The sequence below is a fragment of the Leifsonia sp. NPDC056665 genome, from assembly GCF_042791795.1.
Classification (GTDB): domain Bacteria; phylum Actinomycetota; class Actinomycetes; order Actinomycetales; family Microbacteriaceae; genus Leifsonia.
Genome location: NZ_JBHTXK010000006.1, coordinates 159,501 through 184,307 on the forward strand (window position 1 = coordinate 159,501; position 24,807 = coordinate 184,307).

22 protein-coding genes are annotated in these 24,807 nt (G+C 68.6%); 16 read left to right on the forward strand and 6 right to left on the reverse strand.

The window, feature by feature from the left end; all coding sequences use genetic code 11:
* Window positions 1–213 precede the first annotated feature (213 nt).
* Window positions 214–2,400, forward strand: a complete 2,187-nt coding sequence (locus ACFQ9V_RS08845) for a hypothetical protein (RefSeq protein ID WP_382458798.1) — start codon at window positions 214–216, stop codon at window positions 2,398–2,400.
* On the opposite strand, the gene ACFQ9V_RS08850 is transcribed toward ACFQ9V_RS08845, so the two are convergent.
* Complete coding sequence (locus tag ACFQ9V_RS08850; RefSeq protein WP_382458799.1) at window positions 2,388–4,061, reverse strand: PucR family transcriptional regulator; 1,674 nt, start codon at window positions 4,059–4,061, stop codon at window positions 2,388–2,390. The two genes, ACFQ9V_RS08845 and ACFQ9V_RS08850, sit on opposite strands and share 13 nt — an antisense overlap.
* A gap of 133 nt (window positions 4,062–4,194) precedes the next feature.
* On the opposite strand from ACFQ9V_RS08850, the gene ACFQ9V_RS08855 reads away from it, so the two are divergent.
* The 9 genes from ACFQ9V_RS08855 to ACFQ9V_RS08895 are packed head-to-tail and all read left to right on the forward strand — an operon-like array spanning window position 4,195 to window position 13,406.
* A complete protein-coding gene (locus ACFQ9V_RS08855; protein ID WP_382458800.1) occupies window positions 4,195–4,656 on the forward strand; it encodes an Hsp20/alpha crystallin family protein in 462 nt (153 codons plus the stop codon).
* A 20-nt stretch (window positions 4,657–4,676) separates the two neighbouring features.
* On the forward strand, window positions 4,677–6,563 hold the full coding sequence (gene dnaK, locus ACFQ9V_RS08860; RefSeq protein WP_382458801.1) for a molecular chaperone DnaK: 1,887 nt from the start codon (window positions 4,677–4,679) through the stop codon (window positions 6,561–6,563).
* Window positions 6,564–6,574: 11 nt separating this feature from the next.
* Window positions 6,575–7,105, forward strand: a complete 531-nt coding sequence (locus tag ACFQ9V_RS08865) for a nucleotide exchange factor GrpE (RefSeq protein WP_382458802.1) — start codon at window positions 6,575–6,577, stop codon at window positions 7,103–7,105.
* Between the two features lie 4 nt (window positions 7,106–7,109).
* On the forward strand, window positions 7,110–8,048 hold the full coding sequence (locus ACFQ9V_RS08870) for a DnaJ C-terminal domain-containing protein (RefSeq protein WP_382458803.1): 939 nt from the start codon (window positions 7,110–7,112) through the stop codon (window positions 8,046–8,048).
* Entirely contained in the window at window positions 8,045–8,362 is a 318-nt protein-coding gene (locus ACFQ9V_RS08875; RefSeq protein ID WP_382458804.1) for a chaperone modulator CbpM, read from the forward strand. Before ACFQ9V_RS08870 ends, ACFQ9V_RS08875 begins: the two co-directional genes overlap by 4 nt.
* Window positions 8,353–11,001, forward strand: coding sequence for an ATP-dependent chaperone ClpB (gene clpB, locus ACFQ9V_RS08880; RefSeq protein ID WP_382458805.1), 2,649 nt, complete (start codon window positions 8,353–8,355; stop codon window positions 10,999–11,001). Before ACFQ9V_RS08875 ends, clpB begins: the two co-directional genes overlap by 10 nt.
* The gene (gene trxA, locus ACFQ9V_RS08885) at window positions 10,998–11,501 is read left to right on the forward strand and encodes a thioredoxin (RefSeq protein ID WP_382458806.1); all 504 of its coding nucleotides are present in this window, start codon (window positions 10,998–11,000) and stop codon (window positions 11,499–11,501) included. The genes clpB and trxA overlap by 4 nt, the downstream gene beginning before the upstream one ends.
* Entirely contained in the window at window positions 11,419–11,754 is a 336-nt protein-coding gene (locus ACFQ9V_RS08890; protein WP_382458807.1) for a UBP-type zinc finger domain-containing protein, read from the forward strand. The genes trxA and ACFQ9V_RS08890 overlap by 83 nt, the downstream gene beginning before the upstream one ends.
* Complete coding sequence (locus ACFQ9V_RS08895) at window positions 11,751–13,406, forward strand: FAD-dependent oxidoreductase (protein ID WP_382458808.1); 1,656 nt, start codon at window positions 11,751–11,753, stop codon at window positions 13,404–13,406. Before ACFQ9V_RS08890 ends, ACFQ9V_RS08895 begins: the two co-directional genes overlap by 4 nt.
* Window positions 13,407–13,445: 39 nt before the next feature.
* Here the strand turns inward: ACFQ9V_RS08895 and ACFQ9V_RS08900 are convergent, their stop codons facing one another.
* Window positions 13,446–14,429 (reverse strand): AraC family transcriptional regulator, encoded by a 984-nt coding sequence (locus tag ACFQ9V_RS08900; RefSeq protein WP_382458809.1) that lies wholly within the window; start codon window positions 14,427–14,429, stop codon window positions 13,446–13,448.
* Between the two features lie 513 nt (window positions 14,430–14,942).
* Here ACFQ9V_RS08900 and ACFQ9V_RS08905 point away from each other — a divergent pair.
* The 3 genes from ACFQ9V_RS08905 to ACFQ9V_RS08915 all read left to right on the forward strand — a co-directional run bounded on the left by ACFQ9V_RS08905 (window position 14,943) and on the right by ACFQ9V_RS08915 (window position 18,558).
* Entirely contained in the window at window positions 14,943–15,263 is a 321-nt protein-coding gene (locus ACFQ9V_RS08905; RefSeq protein WP_382458810.1) for a hypothetical protein, read from the forward strand.
* 124 nt (window positions 15,264–15,387) lie between these two features.
* Window positions 15,388–15,822 carry a DUF488 family protein gene (locus ACFQ9V_RS08910; protein WP_382458811.1) on the forward strand — a complete coding sequence of 145 codons (435 nt, stop codon included), beginning with the start codon at window positions 15,388–15,390 and terminating at the stop codon, window positions 15,820–15,822.
* Window positions 15,823–15,906: 84 nt separating this feature from the next.
* Complete coding sequence (locus ACFQ9V_RS08915) at window positions 15,907–18,558, forward strand: excinuclease ABC subunit A (protein WP_382458812.1); 2,652 nt, start codon at window positions 15,907–15,909, stop codon at window positions 18,556–18,558.
* On the opposite strand, the gene ACFQ9V_RS08920 is transcribed toward ACFQ9V_RS08915, so the two are convergent.
* Entirely contained in the window at window positions 18,555–18,776 is a 222-nt protein-coding gene (locus ACFQ9V_RS08920; protein WP_382458813.1) for a CsbD family protein, read from the reverse strand. The genes ACFQ9V_RS08915 and ACFQ9V_RS08920 overlap by 4 nt on opposite strands.
* 101 nt (window positions 18,777–18,877) lie before the next feature.
* Window positions 18,878–19,960, reverse strand: coding sequence for a YbdK family carboxylate-amine ligase (locus ACFQ9V_RS08925; RefSeq protein ID WP_382458814.1), 1,083 nt, complete (start codon window positions 19,958–19,960; stop codon window positions 18,878–18,880).
* Window positions 19,961–20,079: 119 nt separating this feature from the next.
* Here ACFQ9V_RS08925 and ACFQ9V_RS08930 point away from each other — a divergent pair, with 119 nt between their 5' ends.
* From ACFQ9V_RS08930 to ACFQ9V_RS08940, 3 genes are read left to right on the forward strand one after another with little or no spacing between them, the layout of a single operon-like run.
* Window positions 20,080–21,087, forward strand: a complete 1,008-nt coding sequence (locus ACFQ9V_RS08930; RefSeq protein ID WP_382458815.1) for an iron-containing redox enzyme family protein — start codon at window positions 20,080–20,082, stop codon at window positions 21,085–21,087.
* Window positions 21,084–21,311, forward strand: coding sequence for a CDGSH iron-sulfur domain-containing protein (locus tag ACFQ9V_RS08935; RefSeq protein WP_382458816.1), 228 nt, complete (start codon window positions 21,084–21,086; stop codon window positions 21,309–21,311). Before ACFQ9V_RS08930 ends, ACFQ9V_RS08935 begins: the two co-directional genes overlap by 4 nt.
* Window positions 21,312–21,361: 50 nt before the next feature.
* Window positions 21,362–22,087 (forward strand): alpha/beta fold hydrolase, encoded by a 726-nt coding sequence (locus ACFQ9V_RS08940; RefSeq protein ID WP_382458817.1) that lies wholly within the window; start codon window positions 21,362–21,364, stop codon window positions 22,085–22,087.
* On the opposite strand, the gene ACFQ9V_RS08945 is transcribed toward ACFQ9V_RS08940, so the two are convergent.
* Together ACFQ9V_RS08945 and ACFQ9V_RS08950 are read right to left on the reverse strand one after the other, a co-directional pair.
* Window positions 22,066–23,451, reverse strand: a complete 1,386-nt coding sequence (locus tag ACFQ9V_RS08945; protein ID WP_382458818.1) for an Nramp family divalent metal transporter — start codon at window positions 23,449–23,451, stop codon at window positions 22,066–22,068. The two genes, ACFQ9V_RS08940 and ACFQ9V_RS08945, sit on opposite strands and share 22 nt — an antisense overlap.
* A 131-nt stretch (window positions 23,452–23,582) precedes the next feature.
* Window positions 23,583–24,668, reverse strand: coding sequence for a YihY/virulence factor BrkB family protein (locus ACFQ9V_RS08950; protein ID WP_382458819.1), 1,086 nt, complete (start codon window positions 24,666–24,668; stop codon window positions 23,583–23,585).
* Window positions 24,669–24,807 lie beyond the last annotated feature (139 nt).

Consider the following 24,807-nt stretch of genomic DNA (forward strand, 5'->3'; position numbering starts at 1 on the left):
ACCTTCTTGTCGGTCGGTTTCGCCGGGTTGACCATCGCGGCACAGTTGTTCGCGGAAGCTCCCCTCGCGATCGGGACGTCCCGGAAGCGTGTTCTCGCGTACATCGGCGCGGGCTGGTTCGTGACCGTCGGGCTGGTCGCGAACGCTGTCATGGCTCTGGAGAGCATCTGGCTGCCGAGCGCAACGGGGGTCGTCATCGCGTTCGCGTGGTTCGTGGCCACCGCCGTGCTGCTGCTGGTGTCGACGTCCCGGCTGACCCGCCTCTTCGGACACCCCTCTCGGCTCGATGAGGTCGTGCGGTCCTCTCTGGTCGAGACGCTCACCGTCCGGTTCGACGAGATGGCCCGTCGGTATGCCGACACGAGGAAGGGCCTGGACGAGCTGCTGGCGTCGGAATCGGCTCCACGCACCTCCAGGAGTGGTGAGTCGACGTTGAAGGTGCCGGTTCCCAAGGCGGGGCGCATCGTCCGAGCCATCAAGCCGAAGGGCGTCCGCCAGGCGATCGCGTCGCTCGGTCTGCCGGCGATCGGCCGCGGATCGGCGGATCGCGGCCCCGCAGACGACTACGTCGCGGCGCGAATCCTGCTCGACATCCGCCCGGGGGACCGTACCCGGCTCGGCGACACCGCGTTCCGCGTCGTCACGTCGGCCCGCCTCGAAGCGGCCACGACCGGACGGATCGTCCGACTCCTCCAGTCGAGCATCGAGTTGGAGGCACCGGGAGCGGTCACCCCGTACGAAGAGACCGAGCACGAGATCGCCGCTCTGAAAGACGCCATCGGAACCAACCTGCGGTCGGGTGCTCTGGCGACGGCCGAGCGGGGGCTGGAACTGCTCGGGCATGTCGTGCGAGGAGTGTGGATCATCGAGCACGAGCATTCGGTCGCGTCTCGACGGGCATCGCCGGCCCAGCGAGGCGGACTTCTCCAGAGCTTGGTCGAGGTCGAGCAGGACCTCCTCCTGTCGCCGCAGGTCGCACAGGTCTTCCTCGACGCAGCGACGACTCGGGCTCTGGAAGCACCGGGCACGGGGTCCGCGGAGTACGTCGACGAATGCCTCCGGAGTTTCACGCGGCAGTGGTCCGACATCCTCCGGAACGGCGGACCCGAGTTCGACGCGCTGCTGCCCCGCATCGTCGCGTGCGTCCAGAACCTCACCACATACTCTGACCCGTCAGCGAGCGAGGGTCTGCGATCGCGCGGCATCTGGGCGATGGTCGAGCTGGTCAAGCTGGCCCTCGACGCCGGGAGGCCGGAGATCGCGAAGAGTGCGGCGGAAGAACTCCATCGGCTCTTCGAATCGGACCCGGAAGGGCCCGCTCGCTGCGAAGTCCGGGCGGGTCTTCTGGTCCTGTCCGGATGGCTCCAGTATCTCGCCGGCACGAACGATCAGCGCTATCCGGCCGACCCGGGCCTGGAGGCGATCCTGGTCTCGGATGGATCCTGGCGCGACATCCTCGCGGCACGCGACGTCGTGCAGGCGGGAACGCCGTTCAGCCGATGGGACTTATGGGAGACGAACAGCTCGGCGTCCGGCAGCGTCGGGTCGGACGAGCTGCTCGACCTCATCGACCGCGCACAACTGACGGCACTCGCCGGCTCATCCGGGACCGAGGCGGCGCGAGAGGGCCTGCCCGCAGAAGGACTCGAGGCGGCGATCAGCAGCTGGGATTCAGCTCAGAACGATCGCTCGCTCCGAGAACCGGTGCCGGCGTCGCGGACCGAGTCGCTCGCCTCCGCCCTCCGCGATGCACTCAACGCGCGGGAGCGGGTCTCGGAGCAGCTTCCCGCCGATAGCGAGGTTCCGGCGAGCGCACCCGATTCGCTGCCGATCCTCGGAATGAGCTTCCGGATTCCCCGCCGTTCGTTCGCCGGAGAGGTAACCGAACAGACCTCCGCCGAGACCGAAGCCCTCGGTCGGATGATCGCCGACGGGTTCACCGAAGCGGAGGACCGCACCGTCATCGCCGAGCTGCGGTCGCTGCACAGCGAGGTGCTCGATCCGACTGCGCCGGGGGTCCGCGACGTGCTCGAAGCGCTGCGCGGCGCGGCGCGGCATTTCGTCCTTCTGGTCCCCTACGGCGGTTACGAAGGGCTGACGCGGGGGTACCCGGACGATGTGGCGGATGCTGTGAGCCGCGTCACGTGCATCGAAACGGGTGCACTCGACGACGAGGCGATCCTCTTCGATCGGCGTACGACGCTGCGGTCCTTCCGCGCGCCCGAAGAGGGGGAGGGCATCTCGCCGGTGGAGGGGACGGCGATAGCGCTCGGGTTCTTCGAGGACGTCGACGGGTCCGTCGTGCGCATCGAGGCCGGTGAGCGTTTCCTGATCTGGCAGGCGGAGGATCCGTGCGTCTTCCGATTCGGGGCAGGGTCGGACCGTCTTCAGCGGAGATAGTCCGTCAGCGCCACCCGCGCCCGGACGGCGATGTGCAGATTCAGCCGGGACTCGGGGTCGCCGATGTCGAGCCCGCTCAGGTCGCGGATCCTGCCGAGGCGGTAGCGCAGCGTGCTCCGGTGGATGACGAGGGCAGCCGCGGTGCGGTCGTAGTTTCCGCCGGCGTCGAGATACACGGCGAGAGTGTGGACGAGGTCGGAGCGGTGCTCCCTGTCGTGGTCGATGAGTGCGCCCAGCCACTCGCTGACGTAGCGTTCGAGCCGGACCCCGTCATCCGAGGTGTCGAGGATGCGGAGGAGGCCGAGGTCGTCATGATTCGAGACCCCCAGCGGCTGCCGTGACTCGGACCGGATGCGGAGTGCCCGGCCCGCCTCGGCGAACGAACGGGGGAGCTCCTCGGCCGTGCACCGACCTCCGATGCCGATCGCGCCTCGCACGCTGGTCAGGGCGCCGGCGACTCTGTCATAGAGTCTTGAGAGGTCGGAGCCGTCTGCGACGACGGCGAGCGTCGCCTCGGGTCGCCGCGAGATCAGTGCAGGCACATGCATCGCCGCGAGCTGGTAGCGAACCGCGGCGCTGACATCGACTCCGTTCGGGGCGGGCGACTCCCAGGCGACGAGCACCACGCGCTGGAGGCCGCCGAGGTCGAAATGGAGAGCCTCTGCACGAGCGAGACCGTCGACCACGTCGCCCCCCGAGACGAGGTCGTCCGCCAGATCGCGACCGAGCCGGATTTCGACTTCTGCGACGTTACGCCGGTGGGCGAGCTCGACCGCGATCGTCGCGCTGGCGTACTCGACCGCGAATCGATCGTCGTCGCTCCTGCTGTCTTCCGGATCGTAGATGCCGAGGACGCCGAGCGTCTCGCCCCGGGAGCGGATCACCGTGGACCGCCAGCCGGTACTTGTGCGTCCAACGGTCGAGAGGTTGACGACGGACGCGGTCATGGCGGAAGACTCCGTGTCGTCTGCGGAGGCGACAAGCGCAAGCTCGTTGCCGAAGGAGTCTTGCAGCACGACCGCCCGCCGCGTGACGGTGCTCACCGTTTCGACGATCTGCGCCTCTCCGTTGCCGGAGCCGGCCGCCGCGACGATCGAATCACGGATCTGCTGCTGAGCGTTCAACTGCACGATCGTGGCGGCCATTGCGCGGTCGGAGGCGTCGTGCGCCTTTCCGAGTCGCCGCAATTCCTTGGCCTGACGGCGCTCGCGGCCGATGAGCTCGGCCGCGGCGAGCGCGGCGCCCGTCGGCTCCGCGAGCGCGAGGAGCAGACGCATCTCCGCTCCCGACGGTTTCCCGGCCGCCTGGAGCACGAAGGCGCCCTTCACTTTGCCGGTCCCGCGGAAGAAGAGCGCGAAGCTCCACGCTCCATCCTCCGCGAGGTCACCGTCGATCCCCATTCTGGCTTCCACGAGCAGATCGAGCCGGTGATCCTCCCGGCCCGAATACCGGACGAGCTGCCCGTGCGAGGTGACGTACACGGCGAGAACGGCGCAACGGGCGATCGCCTCGGCCGCTTCCCCTGCGAGGCGGAGCGTTCGCCGGGTGGACGGACGCTCGAACATGGCCGAACCCACCCTGAAGATGTCGTACAGGTCGGGGCGTCCCTTCGGGGCGGTGCCGGGCTGCGCGACACCGTTCGGAGAAGTCGACGCGTCCATCGCGGCGAACGGTAGCCCCTATCCGCTTGCTCTGACAGTGCAACGCCGGGGTCTGCTTTTCGCCCCGCTCGGTCGATGAGGCGACTGCTGCGCAGGCGAAGACTCCGTATCGAGAGCACGCAGCGATCCGTCCGTGAAGGAGGAGTTCGTGAGTCTGATGGGGTTCGACACGTCTCGCGATGTCGATCGCGCCGTGGAGCAGGCGCTCGGCGTCAACCGGCGCACCTACGCAGTGCCGCTGGAGGCCTATCGGCGCGGAGGCGAGTACATCGTGATAGCGGACGTGCCGGGAGTGGACATCCGCGACATCGACGTGCGCGTCGAGCGCAATGTCGTCACGATCACCGTCCAACGCCGGCCGAAATTCGCGCCGGACGACCTCGTCCTCATCGACGAGCGTCCTCGCGGAGAGTTCATCCGCCGGCTCTTCCTCGGCGACAGCCTCGACGACGCGGGACTGACCGCCCATCTCGGAAACGGTGTGCTGACGTTGCTCGTCCCTGTAGACGAGTCGAGCAGTCCGCGGCAGGTGGAGATCTCGTCGCGGCCGGAAGACGAACACACCCGCAACAGCGAACCGCCGTCGGGCGATTGATCAGACAGAAGGAGCGTTTCATGGCTAAGGCAGTCGGCATCGATCTCGGAACCACGAACTCGGTGATAGCGGTGTGGGAGGGAGGAGAGGCGAAAGTCATCCCGAACACCGAGGGTGCTCGCACGACTCCGTCCGTCGTCGCTTTCACCGACACCGGCGAGCGACTCGTCGGCCAGCTCGCCCGACGTCAGGCGATACTGAACCCGAAGGGGACGATCTCCTCGGCCAAGCGCTTCATCGGGCGATCCTTCGACGAGATCGAAGCGGAGGCGAAGGCGGTCGGTTTCGACGTCGTGGCCGGCCCCAACGGCGAAGCCCGCTTCGACGTCCGAGGAAAGCTGTACGCGCCCGAGGAGATCAGCGCTCTCGTCCTGCGGAAACTGGCCGACGACGCCGGCAAGTTCCTCGGCGAGAAAGTCACCGAAGCCGTCATCACCGTTCCGGCGTACTTCAACGACGCGCAGCGCACGGCGACGAAGGACGCCGGGCGCATCGCCGGCCTCGAGGTGCTGAGGATCATCAACGAGCCGACCGCGGCGGCCCTCGCGTACGGGCTGGACAAGAAGGAGCACGAGACGGTCCTGGTGTTCGACCTCGGCGGCGGCACCTTCGACGTGAGCCTGCTCGACGTCGGCGACGGCGTCGTCGAGGTCCGCTCGACAGCGGGCGACACGCACCTCGGCGGCGACGACTTCGACCGCCGCGTGGTCGACTACCTCGCCGATGAGTTCCAGAAGGAGAACGGCATCGATCTCCGCAACGATGCCCAGGCCCTCCAGCGTCTGTTCGAGGCGGCGGAGAAGGCGAAGGTCGAACTCAGCACCGTGAGCCAGACGCAGGTGAGCCTGCCGTTCATCACGGCGGACGCCGCCGGTCCGAAGCACCTGACGACGACGCTCAAGCGCGCCACCTTCGAGAACATCACCGCCGACCTGGTCGAGCGCTGCCTCGGCCCGGTGCGCCAGGCGATGGAGGACGCCAAGGTCACCGAGAACGACATCGACGAGGTCATCCTCGTCGGTGGTTCGACGAGGATCCCGGCCGTGCAGAACCTCGTCAAGCGGCTCACGGGCGGCAAGGACCCGAACATGACCGTCAACCCGGACGAAGTCGTCGCCATCGGCGCGGCCATCCAGGCGGGGGTGCTGAAGGGCGAAGTCAGCGACGTCCTCCTGCTCGATGTGACCCCGCTCTCGCTGGGCGTCGAGACGCGGGGCGGGGTGATGACGCCGATCATCGAGCGCAACACCACGATCCCCGCGCGTCGGAGCGAAGTCTTCTCCACCGCGCAGGACGACCAGGACTCGGTCGAGATCGTCGTGCTCCAAGGGGAGCGCGAACGCGCTGCGGACAACCGGGTGCTGGGCCGGTTCACGTTGACCGGCATCCGGCCGGCCCCGCGGGGCGAGCCCCAGATCGAGGTCACATTCGACATCGACGCCAACGGAATCCTCAACGTCACCGCACGCGACAAGGACACCGGGGCGGAGCAGGGCATCACCATCAGCGGCACCACGACCCTCGATCAGGCCGAGATCGACCGGATGGTACGCGAGGCCGAGCAGCACCGCGTCGAAGATCAGCGATTGCGCGAAGACATCGACGCACGCAACGAGCTCGACGCCGCTGCCTACCGCCTCGAGCGGGCGCTCGCGGAGCACGGCGACGCGGCGCCGGCCCACGAGCGGTCGCGCGCCGAGATGCTGGTCGGACAGGCACGGGAGGCCGTCGAACGGGAGGTCTCCGCAGCCGAGGCGCGGGAACTGACCAGCGAGCTGCGGCAGATGGACGCCGCGCTGTCCGTCGCGCGTGCGCCTCAGGAGTCCTCGCCCTCGGGCGGCGCAGGAGCCTCCGACGATGCCGACGACTCCGACGATGTGGTCGACGCCGAGTTCGATCGGAATTGAGGGGCCCGGAGATGGAGAGCGGGGATGCACGCGACCCGGGCGGTGATGGGCCGCTCGCGTCGGTCGACGGGGCCGAGACGACGGAGCAGCCGCCCCCGGAGGACGAGCGGGGCGTCCGCCTCGCGGAACTCGAGGATCGCTGGCGCCGTGCCGCCGCGGATCTGGACAACGTGCGCAAGCGGGCCGCCCGCGAACTGGCCCTGGCCCGCGACGCGGAACGCGCTCGCGCAGCGTCCGTCTTCCTCCCCGTCGTGGACGGGCTCGCGGATGCGGTCGCCTACGCGAAGCGCGTCAACGACCCCATCGGCGAAGGCATCGAGTCGATCCGTGAGCAGGCGGTCGCCGCCCTCGAGCGCCTCGGCTACCCGCGCATCGACGAGGTCGGCGTGCCGTTCGATCCGCGCCTCCACGAGGTCGTGTCGGTCATCGACAGGGATGACCTTGAACCGCGGACCGTCGTGGCGGTCACCCGGCTCGGCTTCGGCACGCCCGACCGACTGCTGCGACCGGCCGGCGTCGTCGTCTCCGCAACCCGGGAGTGACGCCGTGGCACAGGACTACTATCAGCTGCTCGGCGTCCCGCGCACGGCCGACGCCAAGGAGATCCAACGCGCCTACCGCAAGCTGGCACGCAAGTATCACCCCGACGTCAACAAGGAGGCGGGCGCAGAGGACCGGTTCAAGCAGCTCAGCGAGGCGTACCACGTGCTGAGCGATCCCGAGTCGCGCGCCCAGTACGACCGGTTCGGACCGGATTTCCGTCGCTATGCGGGCGCCGAGCAGGAGTACGCCGCCCAGGGTGCCGGGGCCGCAGGCGGCGGAGCGCGCGCGAGAGCCCGGCCGGGTGCGTCGGGATTCAGCTGGTCCAGCGCCCGGGCGGGAGCCGGCCCGGGGAGCGCCTCGGTCAACTGGGACGACCTCTTCGGCGACGTCTTCGGCTCCAGTCGCGGGATGGACTCCGAGGCCGAGCTCGAACTGACGGTCGACGAGGCGTTCCGCGGCGGTCCCCGGACGGTCGTCCTCGCCGGCCCGGACGGTGAGCGTCAGACGTTCGAGATCCGGATTCCGCCCGGCGCCCTGGATGGGCAGCGCATCCGTGTCTCCGGCGGCGGCGGACCCGGGCGACAGGACGGCGGGACGGGAGACCTGGTCATCACCCTCAGGGTCAGGCCCGACCGGCGGCTCCGCCTCGACGGGAAGAACATCGAGATGGACCTGCTGGTCTCCCCCTGGGAGGCCGCTCTGGGCGCGAGCGTCTCGACCCGGGCGCCCGGCGGCCCGATCACGGTGCGCGTTCCCCCCGGCTCGTCGAGTGGCCGCCGGCTGCGATTGAAGGGCCAGGGGATGCCTCAGCCCGGCGGCAAGCCCGGCGACCTGTTCGCCAAGGTGAAGATCATGGTCCCCCCGCACCCCACCGACCGCGAACGCGAACTTTTCGAGCAGTTGAAGCGCGAATCCTCCTACGATCCGAGGTCGTCATCATGAGCTCTCCTCTGCTCCCCGTGCTTCCGCCCCGCCTCGACCTCGGGATGGTCGCCGCCGCGTCCAGGGTGCATCCCGAGCTGGTTCGGCGATTCGTCGAACTCGGGCTCGTTCCCGCACGGGCGGACGCGTCAGGCCGGCTGTGGTTCACCACGGACGCGCCGGAACAGGTCCGGCGGATCGTGCGGCTGCACGCTGACCTGGCGCTCAACTACGCGGGCGTCGCACTCGTCATCGACCTGCTCGCCCGAATCGACGTGCTCGAGGGCCGGCGATCGGTCGTCCGCTCCGGAAGGGAGACTCCGCCATGGAGATGAACAAGCTGACCAAGAAGTCCCAGGAGGCCCTGCAAGAGGCCCAGAGCATCGCGAGCCGGAACGGGCAGACGGAGACCGAGAGCGAGCATCTCCTGCTCGCCCTGCTCACGCAGGAAGGCGGCCTGATCCCGCGGCTGCTCGAAGCGGCAGGGGTCGACCTCGCAGTCCTTCTCACCGAGGTGCAGCAGGCGATCGAACGGAAACCGCGCACCACCGGCCCCGGGGCCACGCCCGGCCAGGTGTTCCTCTCCAAAGCCCTGGCGGCCACGCTCGACCGTGCCGAGCGGGAGGCGACGCGACTGAAGGACTCCTATGTCTCGGTCGAGCACCTGCTCCTCGCGCTCGCCGACGATCCTGCCGGCGGAGCCGCTCGGCTTCTGCAGAGCAACGGGGTGAACAGGGAGAGCTTCCTCCGGGCGCTGACAGCCGTCCGCGGCAATCAGCACGTGAACTCCGCGACTCCCGAGCAGACCTACGAGGCGCTGGAGAAGTACGGCCGCGACCTGGTGGCGGACGCGCGGTCCGGCCGTCTCGACCCGGTGATCGGGCGCGACACCGAGATCCGCCGCGTCATCCAGATCCTGTCGCGCAAGTCGAAGAACAACCCGGTGCTGATCGGAGAGCCGGGCGTCGGCAAGACGGCCATCGTCGAGGGGCTGGCGCAGCGGATCGTGCGCACCGACGTCCCGGAAGGGCTCCGCGACAAGACGATCTTCCAGCTCGACCTTGCGGCCCTCGTGGCCGGCGCCAAGTATCGCGGTGAGTTCGAGGAGCGGATGAAAGCGGTGCTGGCCGAAGTCGTGGCCGCTGAGGGGCGCATCCTCCTCTTCATCGACGAGCTCCACACCCTCGTCGGCGCCGGAGCCACCGAGGGCGCGATGGATGCGGGGAACATGCTGAAGCCCATGCTCGCGCGTGGTGAGCTCCATCTCATCGGCGCGACCACCCTGGACGAATATCGGCAGCACATCGAGAAGGATGCCGCACTCGAACGGCGTTTCCAGACGGTTCTGGTGGATGAGCCGAGCGTCGAAGACGCCATCTCGATCCTCCGCGGGCTGCGCGAACGCCTCGAGGTCTTCCACGGGGTGCGGATCCAGGACAATGCGCTCGTGGCGGCAGCGACGCTCTCGCACCGGTACATCACCGACCGGTTCCTGCCGGACAAGGCCATCGACCTGGTCGATGAGGCCTGTGCGCGGTTGCGCACGGAGATCGATTCGATGCCGGCCGACCTGGACGAGCTCACCCGGCGCGTGACCCGGCTGGAGATCGAGGAGGCCGCGCTGGAGAAGGAGAAGGACAAGCCGAGCCGGCTCCGCCTCGAGGAGTTGCGGCGCGAACTCGCCGATCTGCAAGCGGAAGCGAACGCGAAGCGTGCCCAATGGGAGGCGGAGCGTCAGGCGATCCGCAAGGTGCAAGAGCTCAGAGGCGCGCTCGAGAGGGTGCGTCGTGAGGCCGAGGACGCCGAGCGCAGCTACGACCTCAACCGTGCGGCCGAGCTCCGCTACGGCAGGCTCGCCGAACTCGAGCGCCAGCTCTCCGCCGAGGAGCAGAGGCTCCAATCGAAACAGGGCACTCAGCGGCTCCTTCGCGAGGTCGTGACCGAGGAGGAGATCGCCGAGATCGTCGCTGCCTGGACCGGTATCCCCGTCGCCCGGCTGCAGGAGGGGGAGCGCGCGAAGGTGCTCAAGCTCGACGAGGTCCTGCACGAGCGCGTCGTCGGCCAGGAGGAAGCGGTGCGACTGGTCACCGAGGCGATCATCCGCGCCCGCTCGGGCATCCGCGACCCGCGCCGGCCGATCGGCTCCTTCATCTTCCTCGGGCCGACAGGAGTCGGGAAGACGGAGCTCGCGAAAGCCCTGGCCGGCGCCCTCTTCGACAGCGAGTCCGCGATGATCCGGCTCGATATGAGCGAGTACCAGGAGCGCCACACGGTCAGCAGACTGGTGGGAGCCCCTCCGGGATACATCGGGTACGACGAGGGCGGCCAGCTCACCGAGGCCGTGCGCCGCCGACCGTACTGCGTCGTGCTCTTCGATGAGATCGAGAAGGCGCACCCGGACGTGTTCAACACGTTGCTGCAGGTGCTCGACGACGGACGGATCACCGACAGCCAGGGTCGCACCGTCGACTTCCGCAACACCATCGTGATCATGACGTCCAACCTCGGGGCCGAACACCTGCTGACCGGTTCCCGAGACAGCGGCGGAGACATTCCGCAGGACGTCAAAGATCTGGTGCTGACGGAGTTGCGCGGTCGTTTCCGGCCGGAGTTCCTCAACCGGGTGGACGACATCATCATCTTCGCCCCCCTCGGCCTGGAACAGATCGAATCGATCGTCGAACTCCTCATGGCCGACTTGGCGCGCCGGCTAGCGGAACGTCAGATCGGGCTCGACGTGACACCGGAGGCGCGCCGGCTGATCGCGGAACGCGGCTACGACCCGCTGTACGGCGCGCGGCCGCTGCGCAGGTACATCTCGCACGACATCGAGACGCGCTTGGGCAGGGCGCTGCTCTCCGGCACGGTGCTGGAGGGCTCGACCGTGCGCATCGACGTGCGGGACGGCGACATCGTCGTCGACGCGGTCGAGGCGCCGGCACAGGCCGACGCGGACGCCGGGGTTCCCGTATGACCACCCTCGAGGCGACCACCGTCATCCGCTGCCCGAACTGCGGGCGCAAGAACCGCGTTCCCGTCGCTGCGAGTGGACGACCGCGTTGCGCGAACTGCCACAAGGCCCTGCCGTGGATCGTCGACGCTCTCGACGACACGTTCGCGGAGATCGCTGTGAAGGCGGATCCGCCAGTGATCGTCGACATGTGGGCGACCTGGTGCGGCCCCTGTCGAATGGTGAGCCCGGTGCTGGTGGAACTGGCCACCGAACGAGCAGGCGAGGTGAAGCTCGTCAAGGTGGATGTCGATCGGGCGCCCCGGTTGTCCTCCCGGTTCTCCGTGCAGGCCGTGCCGACCCTGATGATCCTCGATCACGGGGAGGTCATCGCGCGGCAGGCGGGGGCCGCGCCCGTCGCTGTCCTGCGCCGCTGGTTCGATGACGCGATGCTGCAGCGCCGACGGGCGCAGAGGAAGGCCGGAGAGGCCGAGGAAGGAGGGCACCCCCGTGACCGCTCGTAGGGATCCCCATATCGCCTACATCCGCGCAGTTACTCCGCGCACGCCGGGTGCGTGCGAGGACTGCCTGGCGCTCGGCACGCCGTGGGTCCACCTGCGATTGTGCTTGACGTGCGGCAAAGTGGGCTGTTGCGACTCCTCGCCGATGAAGCACGCGCGGTCACATGCGCTGAACGACGTCCACCCGATCGTTCGCTCGCTGGAGCCGGGCGAGGACTGGCGCTGGTGCTACTTCGACGAGGACTACGTGTGGTGAGCGCTCCCCGCGCCGACCCTGCGGCGGCCGAGACGCCCGACGCCTTCGGAGCGTATCCGCGGCTCGCGCCGGCTCAGTTGCAGGCGCTGAGCGGACACGGCACCACCGAGCCCGTCTCGAAGGGCCAGGTGCTCGCGCGCGCCGGCGAGCCCCTCGGATCGTTCTTCGCGGTGGTTGAGGGAAAGGTCGCCGTCGACGAGGGCGAGCGGGATGTGCCGGTCCAGGTCCACGGGCCCGGCCGTTTCGTCGGCGATATCGGGCTCCTGGAGGGTCAGCCCTCCTTCGTCACGATCGCCGCGATGGAGAGCGGTAGGGTGCTCGCCGTGCCGATTCCGGCGCTGGAGCGGATCGTCACCAGCGACCCGCTGCTCGGTGACGTCATCCTGCGCGCGTATCTCATCCGGCGGTCGCTGGCGATCGGGTCGGGCGCAGGCCTTCGCATCGTCGGTTCGCGGTTCTCCCCGGACACCCGCCGGTTGCTCGACTTCGCGGCCCGCAACCGGATACCGCACCGGCTGCTCGACCTGGAAGGCGATCATGGCGCCGAGGTCATCGTGAACAGGCTGCGCCTCGACATCGCCGATCTGCCGGTCGTCATCCTGTCCGGCTCGCGCGTTCTGCGGAATCCGTCGATCGCCGAGGTCTCGGAGATCCTCGGTATCGGGAGAGCGCGGCCCGACGCCGGCTGCGACCTGCTGATCGTGGGCGCTGGGCCGGCGGGTCTCGCCGCGACGGTCTACGCAGCCTCGGACGGTCTGTCGGTCGTCCTCTCGGATGCCGTCGCCACCGGCGGGCAGGCCGCACGGTCCGCCCGGATCGAGAACTATCTGGGATTCCCCTCGGGGATCTCGGGCGCGGAACTCGCCGAGCGTGCTCGCCTTCAAGCAGTCAAGTTCGGAGCCACCGTCTTCGCGCCGGCGGCCGCACAGGCTCTCGACACGGCCGGGGGTGCGCTCACGGTCCGGTTCTCCGACGGGACCACAGTGTCTCCTCGGGCCGTCGTCGTCGCGTCCGGGATGGAGTATCACCGTCTGGCGGCGAAGAACCTCGATCGGTTCGAATACACGAGCGTCTTCTACGCTGCGACGATCAACGAGGCGCGCGAGTGCGGAGTCGATCCGGTCGTGGTGGTGGGCGGAGGCAACTCGGCCGGACAAGCAGCGGTCTTCCTCGCCGGAACAGCGTCGAGTGTCCACCTCGTCGTGCGCGCCGCCGACCTCGGCGCGGACATGTCACGGTACCTGCTCGTCCAGGTCCAGGAGCACCCGCGCATCCGTGTGCATCTGCACTCCGAAGTAGTGGAGGCCGCCGGAGGAGCCGGGCTGAAATCCGTCACCGTCGAGCATCGGCCCTCCGGCGCGCGTGAGGAGATCGCCACCGCGCACCTCTTCGTCTTCATCGGGGCGGCACCCGCGACGGAGTGGCTCGGACCCGGCATCGACCGCGACGGACGTGGGTTCCTCCTCACCGGAGCCCGGTCGCGCGCCGGTGACTCCAGCTCCCAGCCCTACGAGACCTCGACGCCGGGCGTCTTCGCCGTCGGCGATGTGCGCAGCGGATCGGTCAAGCGGATGTCCGCGGCGGTCGGGGAGGGGGCGAGCGTCGTGAAGATGGTGCACGATTATCTCGCGACAGGAGGCTGCCGGATCTGACGGGGAGCCAGCGCGTGCTGACAGGTATGGACTCGCAGTTCACCGTCGCAGGGTCGCCGACGGGCGCTCGCCGTACTCGCGGGTGTACGTAGATGAGAAGCGGCCGAGATGCACGAATCCCCAGCGGGTGGCGACCTCGGTCACGCTGACGGCGCCGGGCTCCGCGGCGGACAGTTCGTCGTGCGCTCGCTCCAGCCTGAGCCTACGCAGATAGGCCATCGGTGTCGTGTCCAGCGAGCGGCGGAACCCTTCCTGCAGGCTGCGGACGCTCAGCGAGACGTCGGCGGCCAGCTCGGCGACCGTCCACGGGTGTCCGGGATCGCTGCGGAGGAGCTCTGCCGCCTGGGACACCGGGCGCAGTCCCGCGCCGGGTGACGGTGCGGAGAGCGCAACTGTGTGATTGTGAGGCTGTGCGAAGAGCAGGCCCTGGATCAGCGTCTGCTCCAACCGCTGCGCGGCCAGCGGGTGGCCGAGCGGGCCGTCAGCCTGTGCCGCCGCAGCGTCGATCATCCGGAGGGCGTGCAGGATCGACCGACCACCCGCTCCAGTGAGGCTGAGCTCGGCTTCGAACTCGAGCGGGCAAGCGGGAAGTTCGCCGAGCAGGTTCTCCAGTTCCAGGTGTAACGCGTCGCTGGGGATCATCAGCCCGAGTTGGGCGAAGCGCTCGCCGCAGTCGAGTTCGGCCGGCCTGCCCGGCATGAAGATCGCCCCTGTATGCGGAGTCCCGTACACCGGAGTGCCGAGCGGGGCGCGCATCATCGCGGCGCCGTAGGTCGGGATGTCCACGTGGTAGTTCTCCGCTTCGGCGGTGTCGATGCGGACAGCATCCCGGAATCGCATGAAGCCGCAGACGATCCGGCCTACGTTCACGGCGTTGAGGGTCAGGTCGACAGCTGTCCTCGATCGCGCGCGGGGGAAGTCGACGGGGAGGAACACGTCGGAGAGCGCTCGACGGGCCTGCTCGACGTCGCGTCCCGATGCGATGCGGCGGTCCCTGAACATCTCGTCGTGGTGCGGTCCCATGCGGCGATTGTATGTGCACTAACTAAAAGTCGGACGGCCGCGCACTTCGGACAGCGTCCCGCGCTGAACGGATATCGGCGGCCCCCCCGGCGTGCATAGCGTGGAGTGATCGCCGAGCCGAGCCCGTCGCCGGCGAGCGGTGGCCCTCCCCTTCGGGTGGGGAGGGCCACCGCATCCTGCTGAACGACCCTGCGACCGCAGGGAGACATCCCGAGGCGGAAACGAATGCACCCTTTACGGCACCACGCGGCCAGCATCCGATGACCGCTTCGGAGTTCCAGTCTCGGAGGCGCACCTGCACGCGCTGCGGGTCCCGCGCACGAGTTGTGAGCAATCCTTATTACGGCGTCGGCCTGGCGGTGCACACCCATCTGTGGACGTGCACGCGGTGCCAGTCGGTCGGGTTCGTTGGTACCGGGCAGGCCGCGGACGAGAGCGACGCGAGCGACCCGACGAGACCGCGGCCCCGTCACGGACTCGCCCGGCTCATCGGCTTCGTCAGGCGGTAGGACGATGCAAGACACCCACTTCGAGGGGCGTCACGAGTGGATCGCCGCCGTCGTTGGTGCGCTTTCGCGTCCTGACACACGCGCCGTTCTGGCCGCGAAGGCACTTGACCGTGAGATCGTACTCACGGTCGCCCGGGTCGAGGCGGCACAGGCTTCGGACACCGGAGTCTCCACGCTCAGCCACGCGCGCCTTGCGCAGCTCGCGGGGCTTCCACGCTCGGTCATTCTCCGCGCGCGCCTCGCCCTGATCGAGTTGGGTCTCGAAGACCTTGCCTCCACCTCTGGAGCACACCAGCGTGTCCGACGGGAGCTCCGTCACCGCTGAGCTCTGGGTCGTCCGGACAGCGTGAGGTCATAGCAACGACTGCACCCGGTTCGAGCCATCGAGGTCCGTCGAGGTGAGGGGGACAATGGCGGTCGATGGGCGGAGAACAGCGAGGGGCGGCACGATGAGGCTTTACACCATCGGTTTCACGAAGAAGAAGGCCAGTCAGTTCTTCGGAATGCTGCGAGACAGCGGTGCGAAGACGCTCGTCGACACTCGGCTCAACAACGTCTCGCAGCTCGCCGGCTTCGCGAAACGGGATGACCTCGAGTTCTTCGTCCGCGAGCTGTGCGGGATGACGTACCGGCACGAACTACGGCTCGCGCCCACCGCCGAATACCTGCGGGCCTACCAGAGGGGCGACCTCCCCTGGGATCGCTATGCGGAGACCTACCTCGCGCTCATCCGCGATCGACGAGTCGAAGCAGTGCTCACACCAGCCGACCTCGACGGCGGGGTCCTGCTGTGCTCCGAGGCGACTCCCGAACGGTGCCATCGGCGCCTGGCCGCGGAGTATCTGGCTGCCGCGTGGGGAGATGTCGAGATCGTGCATCTGTGATCCAGCGCACTCCGTCGCCGGTGCGCGCCCTTGTGCACTCCGGGAGCGCTGGTACCGTCCGGCAGTGAGGAGGGTTTCAGGACGATGACGAAGGAAGTCGCATCCGCGGTCCAGCCGGATGTCCGGGTTCGGGGCGCACGCGAGCACAACCTCCGGAACGTGGACCTGACCGTCCCGCGCGACGCGATGGTGGTGTTCACCGGGGTGTCCGGCTCGGGGAAGTCGTCCCTCGCGTTCGGCACGCTCTTCGCGGAGTCGCAGCGGCGCTACCTGGAGTCGGTCGCCCCGTACGCCCGCCGGCTCATCGACCAGGCCGGCGTCCCGGACGTCGACTCGATCACGGGCATGCCACCGGCGGTGGCGCTGCAGCAGCAACGCGGTGGGCGCAGCGCCCGGTCGACGGTGGGCAGCATCACCACACTCTCCAGTCTGGTGCGGATGCTGTATTCGCGAGCCGGCGATTACCCGGACGGTCAGCCCATGCTCTATGCGGAGGACTTCTCGGCCAACACGGTGCAGGGCGCGTGCCCGGAATGCCACGGCATCGGCCGCGTCTACGAAGTCACCGAGCGGCAGATGGTCCCGGACCCCTCGCTCACGATCCGCGAGCGGGCCATCGCCTCCTGGCCGACGGCGTGGCACGGGCAGAACCAACGGGACATCCTGGTGTCGCTGGGCTACGACGTCGACACTAAGTGGCGGGACCTCCCCCGCGCGGACCGCGACTGGATCCTGTTCACCGAGGAACGGCCGACCGTCCCGGTGTACGCGGGGCTCACACCGGCACAGACGCGGCGGGCGATCTCGGCGAGGATGGAGCCCAGCTATCAGGGCACGTTCGTCGGCGCGCGCCGCTATGTGCTCGACACGTTCGCCACGACCAAGAGCGCATCGATGAAACGGCGGGTCGCGGAGTATCTCACCTCCGCCGTGTGTCCGGTGTGCCATGGGAAGCGTGTGAAGCCGGAGGCGCTCTCCGTGACGTTCGAGGGGCTCGACATCGCCGAGTTCTCCCGGCTCCCGCTTCGCGAGCTCTCCGGCCGGCTCGCGGCGGTCGTGGCCGCAGCAGCTGACGACCCCGCCACCTCGGGGGTGGCGCTCGACGAGGCCGCCCGCCACGAGGCGACGCAGCAGCGTGTCGCCTCGGGAGGTGCGTCGCATTCGGCCGCCCCGGACGTCCGTCGCACTCCGAATCGGTCAGTTGAGAAGCGCGCTGCGGCGGCGCGGCTGGCGGCGGAGCTGCTCGAACGCCTGCGACCCATCATCGACCTCGGGCTGGGCTACCTCTCCTTGCACCGGACGACACCGACTCTGTCCGGCGGCGAGCTGCAGCGACTCCGCCTCGCCACCCAGCTGAGCTCCGAGCTGTTCGGTGTCGTCTACGTGCTCGACGAGCCATCGGCTGGCCTCCACCCGCAAGACGTGAACGCCCTCCTCGGGATCCTCGAGGGGCTCAAGCGGAGCGGCAACAGCCTGTTCGTGGTCGAGCACTCCGTCGAGGTGATGCGGCACGCCGACTGGCTGGTGGACATCGGGGCCGGTGCCGGTGAACGGGGAGGCCGCGTGATCTACAGCGGAGCGCCGGACGGCCTCGCCGACGTGGACGAGTCGGTGACCAGAGGCTATCTGTTCGGCAGCCGCGGGCTCGCTTCACGAACCCCGCGCGCGGCGACCGGCTGGCTCAGGTTGGAGCACATCAGCCGCAACAACCTGCGCGACGCGTCGGTCTCGTTCCCTCTCGGCGCCTTCACGGCGGTGACCGGGGTGTCGGGTTCGGGCAAGTCCAGCCTGGTCAGCCAGGTCCTTCCCGCGCTGCTCGGGGACCACCTCGGCCGACCCGTCAGTGTGGACGACGACGCCCCGGAAACCGACGACCTGCTCCTCGCGGGAGGGCGCGAAGTGCTCGAAGGCGGGGTGTCGGGCGATCTCGGCGGCGTGCGCAGAGTCGTCAGCATCGACCAGAAGCCCATCGGCCGCACGCCCCGCTCCAACGTCGCCACGTACACGGGACTGTTCGATCACGTCCGGCGCCGATTCGCGGAGACGCCGGAAGCACGGTCGCGCGGATACCGGCCGGGTCGGTTCTCGTTCAACGTGGCCGGCGGGCGCTGCCCCACCTGCGAAGGCGAGGGATCGGTCATGGTGGAGCTGCTGTTCCTGCCGTCGGTCTACACCGTGTGCCCCGAGTGCCACGGCACCCGGTACACGGAGGACACACTCGAGATCACCTGGCGTGACCGGAACATCGCCGAGCTCCTTGCGATGTCCGTCGAGGAGGCGCACGCCTTCTTCCCCGGCGAGAACGAGATCATGCGCTCACTGACCGCGCTCATCGACGTCGGACTCGGATACCTGCGGCTCGGCCAGCCGGCCACCGAGCTCTCCGGCGGCGAGGCGCAACGGGTGAAGCTCGCCTCCGAACTGCAACGCGCCCAACGCGCGGACACCCTCTATGTGCTGGACGAGCCGACCTCCGGTCTGCATTGCGCCGACGCGGACCGCCTGGTCGAGCATCTGCAGAGTCTCGTCGACGCCGGCAACACTGTCGTCGTGGTCGAACTCGACATGCGCGTCGTCGCCACCGCCGACTACGTCATCGACCTCGGCCCCGGCGCCGGCGAGAACGGCGGAACCGTCGTCGCCGCGGGCACACCCCGTGAGGTCGCGGATGCGCCCATCAGCGCCTCGGCCCGCTACCTCGCGGAAGCCATCGAGGACGCATCAGCCGCCCGTTAGAGCGTCCCCGTGTCTTCGCGACGGTCGTCGCGCGAGCGCTCTGCGCTGTCCTTCAGGTGCGCTTTCACGTCAGCGGCGGTGTCCTTGAGGCTGCCCTCCGCCTGTTCTGCCTTTCCCTTCACGACGCGCGACTTGTCGTCGGTGACCTTGCCGATCACCTCGTCGACCTTGCCCTTCAGCTTGTCGCCCTTCGCGTCGAACTTGTCGTCGATACCCATGATGTCCTCCTCATCGTCCAGACACTTCCTTGATTGGCGGTCACGGTACGCGGATCTGGAACGGACATAAGGGGGCGACGGTCGAATTGAGCCAGGCCGCGCTATCGCTCTACGCCGGTTTGCTGCCCACCTTCAATAAGGAGGTTCGCCAGCGCGGGCCGACCTCCTTCGCGATACACCCTCCTCTGCCAGGTTGCGCCGTTCCCCTGGTTCAGGATCCACCCGACGCGCGATTCGACGCGTTGCGTGTCCCCGTGACGTTCCAGTCCCGGCGCGGCAGCGTCCAGAAGGGCGTGGACGACGTCGGCGGCGGCGCGCATCCGTCCGGCTCGTGGATCGAACAGGTCGTGCTCGAGTCCGTACCGCGCCGCGTGCCAGTACGCGGCATCGAGGAGCTCGTCCTCATGCGGTCGCTCGTCGCGGTCGGTATCGACGACCCCGCGAACGAGGGCGGCGAGGGCTGTGCTGGTCCGACTGTCGAGTTGCGCATCGAACGCGCGCAACTCGAGCGTCGGGTACTTCTCGGATGGGCGGACGACCCAGTTGAGCGTTCCCGAATCGGAGGTGCCGCCGATTCCGTGGAGCGCTGATGTGCGCCGGGCGTAGTCTTCGGCGTCTGTGAATGCGGGCGGTATGCCGTGGGTGGTCCAGCGGCGACTGTGGATCGCGCGCCAGCTGTCGAAGCCGGTGTCGGCCCCGCCCCAGAACGGGGAATTGGCGGAAAGCGCCAGCAGCGCCGGCAGCCAGGGTCGCAGCCGGTTGAGGGCTCGCACGGCGCGGTCGCGGTCCTGCATGCCGACGTGCACATGCAGGCCGTTGATCTGGTGGTCCGGGACAATGTGTCCGAAGTGGGCGGCGATGTCTCGATAGCGCGGAAGGTCGGTGACCTGAGGATGACCGGCAACGTTGAAGGGGACGCCGACTCCTGCGGCGATGATCCGATGGCCGTGCGCCCACTCGGCGAGCTCACGGCGGAATCCCGCCATCGAGCTGTCGAGCTCGGCCGCCGTCGAGCAGACCGGGGAGGCGAACTCGAGCTGCGAGGGGAAGAACTCGGACATGATCTCGCCGTCGCGGGCTGAGTCGGCGAGGTCGGCTCGTGCCTCGGCCGCCAGATCGACGGGCGTCAGCGAGACCGCGTCGAGGAGGACGAACTCCTCTTCCGCCCCGATCGTCGTCGCCACCACGCATCCCTTCTGCTGTGGACCGTAGCCGGGTGGCGTGAACTGTTCAACGGCTTGACGCCGCGGCCGAACCGGCCGACCTTCGATGCATGACCGTACCGATAACTGCGCGTGGGCCCGTGAGCGCGCAATTCCTGGAAGCACTGAGCACACCGGCAGCGCGCGAGTCGCCGGCGATGGCCGCAGCGCTTGAGCTCGCCGAACGTGCACTCGAGAGCGAACCGGACGTTCTCATCGACGATGACCTCCAGCTCACTCTTCTGCTGAGCTACGGCCTGTCCTACGGCGGTGTGACCGACAGCGACGGTCGCTGGGAATGGAACCCCCTCCAGGTCGCCGTGCGCACTGCGATCGAGGAGCGATTCGAGCGTCGCCTGCGCGAGCTCGTCGGGGACGTCGCGCTGCCGGAGCCGGGCGCCGATGCCGTCGCATCGTATCTTTTCGCCGTGACCGCCGAAGACACCGGCCCGAGTCTCTCCCGGTTCGTGGCGAAGAAGGCGACCCGCGAGCAGGCGATCGAGTTCGTCATCCACCGGTCGATCTACACATTGAAAGAGGCGGACCCGCACTCGTGGGCCATCCCTCGACTGACCGGTCGGGCCAAGGCCGGCTTGGTCGAGGTCCAGTCCGACGAGTACGGCGGCGGCCGCCCGCATCGCATCCACGCGGAGATCTTCGCCCGGACGATGCGAGGCGTGGGCCTGGATGACCGGTACGGCGTCTACGTGGACCGAGTGCCGGCGATCACGCTCGCCTCTTTCAACATGATGTCCATGTTCGGACTGAACGGGCGGCTGCGCGGTGCCATTGTCGGCCACCTGGCAGCTTTCGAGATGACATCGTCGGTCCCGAACCGCCTCTACGGCAACGGCTTCCGACGACTGGGATACGGCGAGGACGTGACCGAGTACTACGACGAGCACGTCGAAGCCGACGCGGTGCACGAGCAGATCGCCGGGCGCGACCTGGCCGGCGGGCTGGCCGAGCAGCATCCCGAGCTGCTCGAGGACATCGTCTTCGGAGCCCGATGCTGCCTCCTGGTGGACGGGCTCGTCGGAGAGCACCTCCTGGCGAGCTGGCAGGCGGGAGGCAGCTCCCTGCGCGAAGTATCGGGGGCCGCGGCATGAGCGGACAGGCGGAAAGCGAAGTGACGATCGTCGCCTGCCCGGACGGTCCGCTGCTGGTGCGCGGACCGGTCCAGATCATGGGCGCCGAAGGCGAACCGATCGAGCAGCGTCGCCGCACGATCGCACTGTGCCGGTGCGGCGTCTCCACGATCAAGCCGTACTGCGACGGAAGCCACAAGCTATCCGGGTTCCGGACCGATCCGCCCTCGCCAGAAGAGAAATAGCGGACGTGCGAAAGCGCTCGGGCAGTCGGACGCCACCACGGCACGGGATCGTGGTCACATTCGACAGCGGAGCCAGCGAGGGAGGAGCGGTTCTGCTCCTGCATGGGATTGGGGTGAGCTCCAGGTACTTCCACCGGCTTGCTCCAGTGCTCGCCGAACAGGGCAGGACGATCGCGGTTGACCTCCCGGGCTTCGGCCGCGCACGCAAGCCCGCGCGTCGCCTGACAGTGGAGGACTACGCCGGCCTCGTCGCGGAGTTCCTCGACGCCCGCTCGCTCGGCAGTGTCATGGTCGTGGGCCACTCGATGGGTGCGCAGATCGCCACCAACCTCGCGCGGCGGCGCCCGGATCTGGTGGCGCAGATCGTGCTGCTGGGCCCAGCCATGGCGCCGGTGGACCGCACGCCCCTGCGAGCGGGAAGCCGCCTCGCACTCGACATCATCCGCGAGAGCCCGCACAGCAACGCTCTGGTGCTCACCGACTACGTGCGTTGCGGACCGCGCTGGTACCTGAAAGTGCTTCCCTCCATGCTCGCCTACCGGATCGAGGACGACCTCCCCAAGCTGGGGATGCCCGTCACGATCGTCCGGGGCGACCGTGACCCGATCGCGCGCACCGAATGGTCGCACGCGATCGCGTCGCTGGCTCCGCAGGGTCGGTTCGTGGAGGTGCGAGGCGCCCCGCACGTCGTCATGCTGAGTCGTCCTCGCGAGATCGCCCGCCGGGTGGAACCCGCCGCTCGAGCGCCCGGCGCTCAGCCTCCTGCGACCGTGTAGAACACCCCGTAGGCGCCGGCGACGCACATGACGACCGTCGTGGCCCATCCCATCGCTGTCGCGACCGGGCCGTTGGCGTGGCCGTCCATGATCTGCCGGTTTCGCGAGATCAGCATCATGACGATGAGGAACGGGCCCGCCGCGATCCCGTTGACGATCGCGGAGAGCACGAGCAGCTGGATCGGGTTGGTCGACACGATCGCGAGCACGCTCCCGATGATGATCCCGAGGCCGAGCAGGATGTAGAAGAGTGGCGCACGACGGGGGCTGCGGTCCAGGCCCCACTCCTTGTTCATCAGGCCGGCCATCCCCGCGGCTCCGGAGGCCGCGAGGACGGGCACGGCGAGTACCCCGGATCCGATGAAACCGAGCGCGAAGAGCATGCCGGCGTAGTTCCCGGCGATGGGCTCGAGAGCCTTGGCGGCGTCGGCTGCGCTCGTGATGGCCTTGTGATGCAGGCCCAGTGTGGCCGCGGACGAGGCCATGATCGCGAACATGATCAACACGCTGAAGGCCATGCCGGTGAAGACGTCGAGTCGGCTGTTGCGCAGGCGGCGCTTCGCCTCCGGTTTGGGACGGTCTGAGAGCGCGGGCGCCAGATCGCCGCCGCGATCCTCCGCGCGAAGCTCCTCGATGCGCTGGGCCGACTGCCAGAAGAACATGTAGGGGCTGATCGTGGTGCCGAGCACGCCGACGACGAGTGCGAGGTACGCCGGGGTGATCCGGATGCCGGACCCGAGGAGACCGCGGCCGACGGCCAGCCAGTCGACGTGCGTGACGAAGAGCACGCCGACATAGACCAGCAGGACCATGCAGAGCCACTTGAAGATCGTGCCGATACGCTCGAACGAACCGGCGACGACGGCGATTCCGATACCGACGCCGGCGACCAGGCTCCAGATCCAGGCCGGCCCGGCATGGAGCAGTGTCATGCCCTGGCCGATGGCGTTCAGATCGGCGGCGACGTTGAGGATGTTCGCGCAGATGAGGGCGGCAAGCAGGACGCCGATCGCGATGCGGGAGTTGCGGCTGAAGTGCCTCCGGATCAGCTTGCCGAGGCTGTCGCCGGTGGCCAGGGCCATCCGGTCGCAGATCTCCTGAACGGCCATCATCAGCGGCAAGGTGAGCGGCACCGTCCACAGCATGCTGTTGCCGTACGTCGCACCCGCCTGCGAGTAGGTCGCGATACCGGACGGGTCGTCGTCGGCGGCTCCGGTGACGAGGCCGGGACCGAGCGCTCCGAATAATCGGGCGAGCGGGCTGCGGCGTGCCGTACGGAGGGTTGCCTCCTCGCTAGCTCCGACGGCGATGCCGGGGACGTGCTCCTCCGGCGGTTGCTTCTCTAACGGCGCAGTATCGCCCATGGCTGCCCTGTGACCTTTCTACGACCCTGGTGGGGTCTTTCTATGAAGTTGCTGGCCCGGACGGTAGCCGCGAATCTGGGGAGAAGGCCCGGTCAGGTGTGAAAGTTCGCATGACTGCTACCCGTGCTCCTTCAGCCGCCCGAAGGAGGGCGGCCGGCACCGCTCGCGTCCGCGTTCTCCCGGATCTTCGCCGACTCCGCGATGAGCGCCTCTTCCTTCTTCAGCGACTTCTCGCTGAGCCGGGTGTCGCGCGGAGGAAGCTGGATGGTCTCCTCCGAGTCCATGCCGGCCTGGAGTTGGCGGCCGCGTTCGATCTCGGCATCCAACTCGGCGCCGAACAGCAGCGCGAGGTTGGCGATCCAGACCCAGAGCAGGAAGACGATCACTCCCGCCAGCGGGCCGTACGTCTTCGAGTAGTTCGCGAACGTCGCGACGTACAGCCCGAACAGGAACGTGGCGACGCCGAGTACCAGGATCGCGACGATCGCCCCGACGCTGATCCAGCGGAACTTCGGCTGCCGGGCGTTCGGGGCCGCGTAGTAGAGCAGCGCGATGACAGCGACCACGACCACGAGCATGAGCGGCCACTTGACGATTTCCCACACCGTCTGCGGCGTCGACCCGAGTCCGAGGGCGCCACCCACAGCCTTGGTGACGGGGCCGGAGACCACGAGGATGAGCGCGACGATCGCCACGAGCACGAGGGAGATGACCGTGACCAGCAACTGCTGCGGCTTGAGCTTCCAGAACGGCCGGCCCTCGTCGAGCTCGTAGATGCGGTTCATCGCGCGCGAGAACGCGCCGATGTAGCCCGACGCGGACCAGATGGCGAGGATGATGCCGAGCGCGAGCGCGAGGCCGGATGCGGGGGAGTGGGCTGCGTTCTCGAGCGGCCCCTTCAGGAGCGAGGCGGTGTCCCCAGGGGCGACCTGCTGGAGGATGCCGACGAGCGCACTGGTCGCGGAGGTGCCCTGGCCGAGCAGGCCGAGCAGGGACACCAGGGCGAGCAGCCCGGGGAAGAGCGAGAGGACGGCGAAGTAGGTGAGCGCCGCCGCCAGGTCGGTGCACTTGTCGTTGCTGAACTCGCGCAGTGTGCGTCTGAGCACGAGCTTCCAGGAGCTTCGATGCAGTTTCGGCGGGCTGTCCGGCTTGCGGGGGTCGTCCGGCGCCGGGGCGTCCTCCAGTCGCTCGCTGGCTCCGATGTCGTCGTCGCTCATCGTGTGGCTCCTTTGTTCGTTCGTCCGGTGCTGGGTGTCGAAACGGCGCGGCGGAGGCATTTCGCCAACGCCGCGCCCCCGGGGGGTTCGCCGGGTTCGGCAGCCGGTCAGCACGTGCTGTACCGCGTCCCAGGCGGCC

Coding starts and splice junctions, on each gene's coding strand:
- ACFQ9V_RS08850 (WP_382458799.1), bottom strand. CDS start 4,061: ATGGACGCGTCGACTTCTCCGAACGGTGTCGCGCAGCCCGGCACCGCC.
- dnaK (WP_382458801.1), top strand. CDS start 4,677: ATGGCTAAGGCAGTCGGCATCGATCTCGGAACCACGAACTCGGTGATA.
- ACFQ9V_RS08865 (WP_382458802.1), top strand. CDS start 6,575: ATGGAGAGCGGGGATGCACGCGACCCGGGCGGTGATGGGCCGCTCGCG.
- ACFQ9V_RS08875 (WP_382458804.1), top strand. CDS start 8,045: ATGAGCTCTCCTCTGCTCCCCGTGCTTCCGCCCCGCCTCGACCTCGGG.
- clpB (WP_382458805.1), top strand. CDS start 8,353: ATGGAGATGAACAAGCTGACCAAGAAGTCCCAGGAGGCCCTGCAAGAG.
- trxA (WP_382458806.1), top strand. CDS start 10,998: ATGACCACCCTCGAGGCGACCACCGTCATCCGCTGCCCGAACTGCGGG.
- ACFQ9V_RS08890 (WP_382458807.1), top strand. CDS start 11,419: ATGACGCGATGCTGCAGCGCCGACGGGCGCAGAGGAAGGCCGGAGAGG.
- ACFQ9V_RS08900 (WP_382458809.1), bottom strand. CDS start 14,429: ATGGGACCGCACCACGACGAGATGTTCAGGGACCGCCGCATCGCATCG.
- ACFQ9V_RS08905 (WP_382458810.1), top strand. CDS start 14,943: ATGCAAGACACCCACTTCGAGGGGCGTCACGAGTGGATCGCCGCCGTC.
- ACFQ9V_RS08910 (WP_382458811.1), top strand. CDS start 15,388: ATGAGGCTTTACACCATCGGTTTCACGAAGAAGAAGGCCAGTCAGTTC.
- ACFQ9V_RS08915 (WP_382458812.1), top strand. CDS start 15,907: ATGACGAAGGAAGTCGCATCCGCGGTCCAGCCGGATGTCCGGGTTCGG.
- ACFQ9V_RS08920 (WP_382458813.1), bottom strand. CDS start 18,776: ATGGGTATCGACGACAAGTTCGACGCGAAGGGCGACAAGCTGAAGGGC.
- ACFQ9V_RS08935 (WP_382458816.1), top strand. CDS start 21,084: ATGAGCGGACAGGCGGAAAGCGAAGTGACGATCGTCGCCTGCCCGGAC.
- ACFQ9V_RS08945 (WP_382458818.1), bottom strand. CDS start 23,451: ATGGGCGATACTGCGCCGTTAGAGAAGCAACCGCCGGAGGAGCACGTC.
- ACFQ9V_RS08950 (WP_382458819.1), bottom strand. CDS start 24,668: ATGAGCGACGACGACATCGGAGCCAGCGAGCGACTGGAGGACGCCCCG.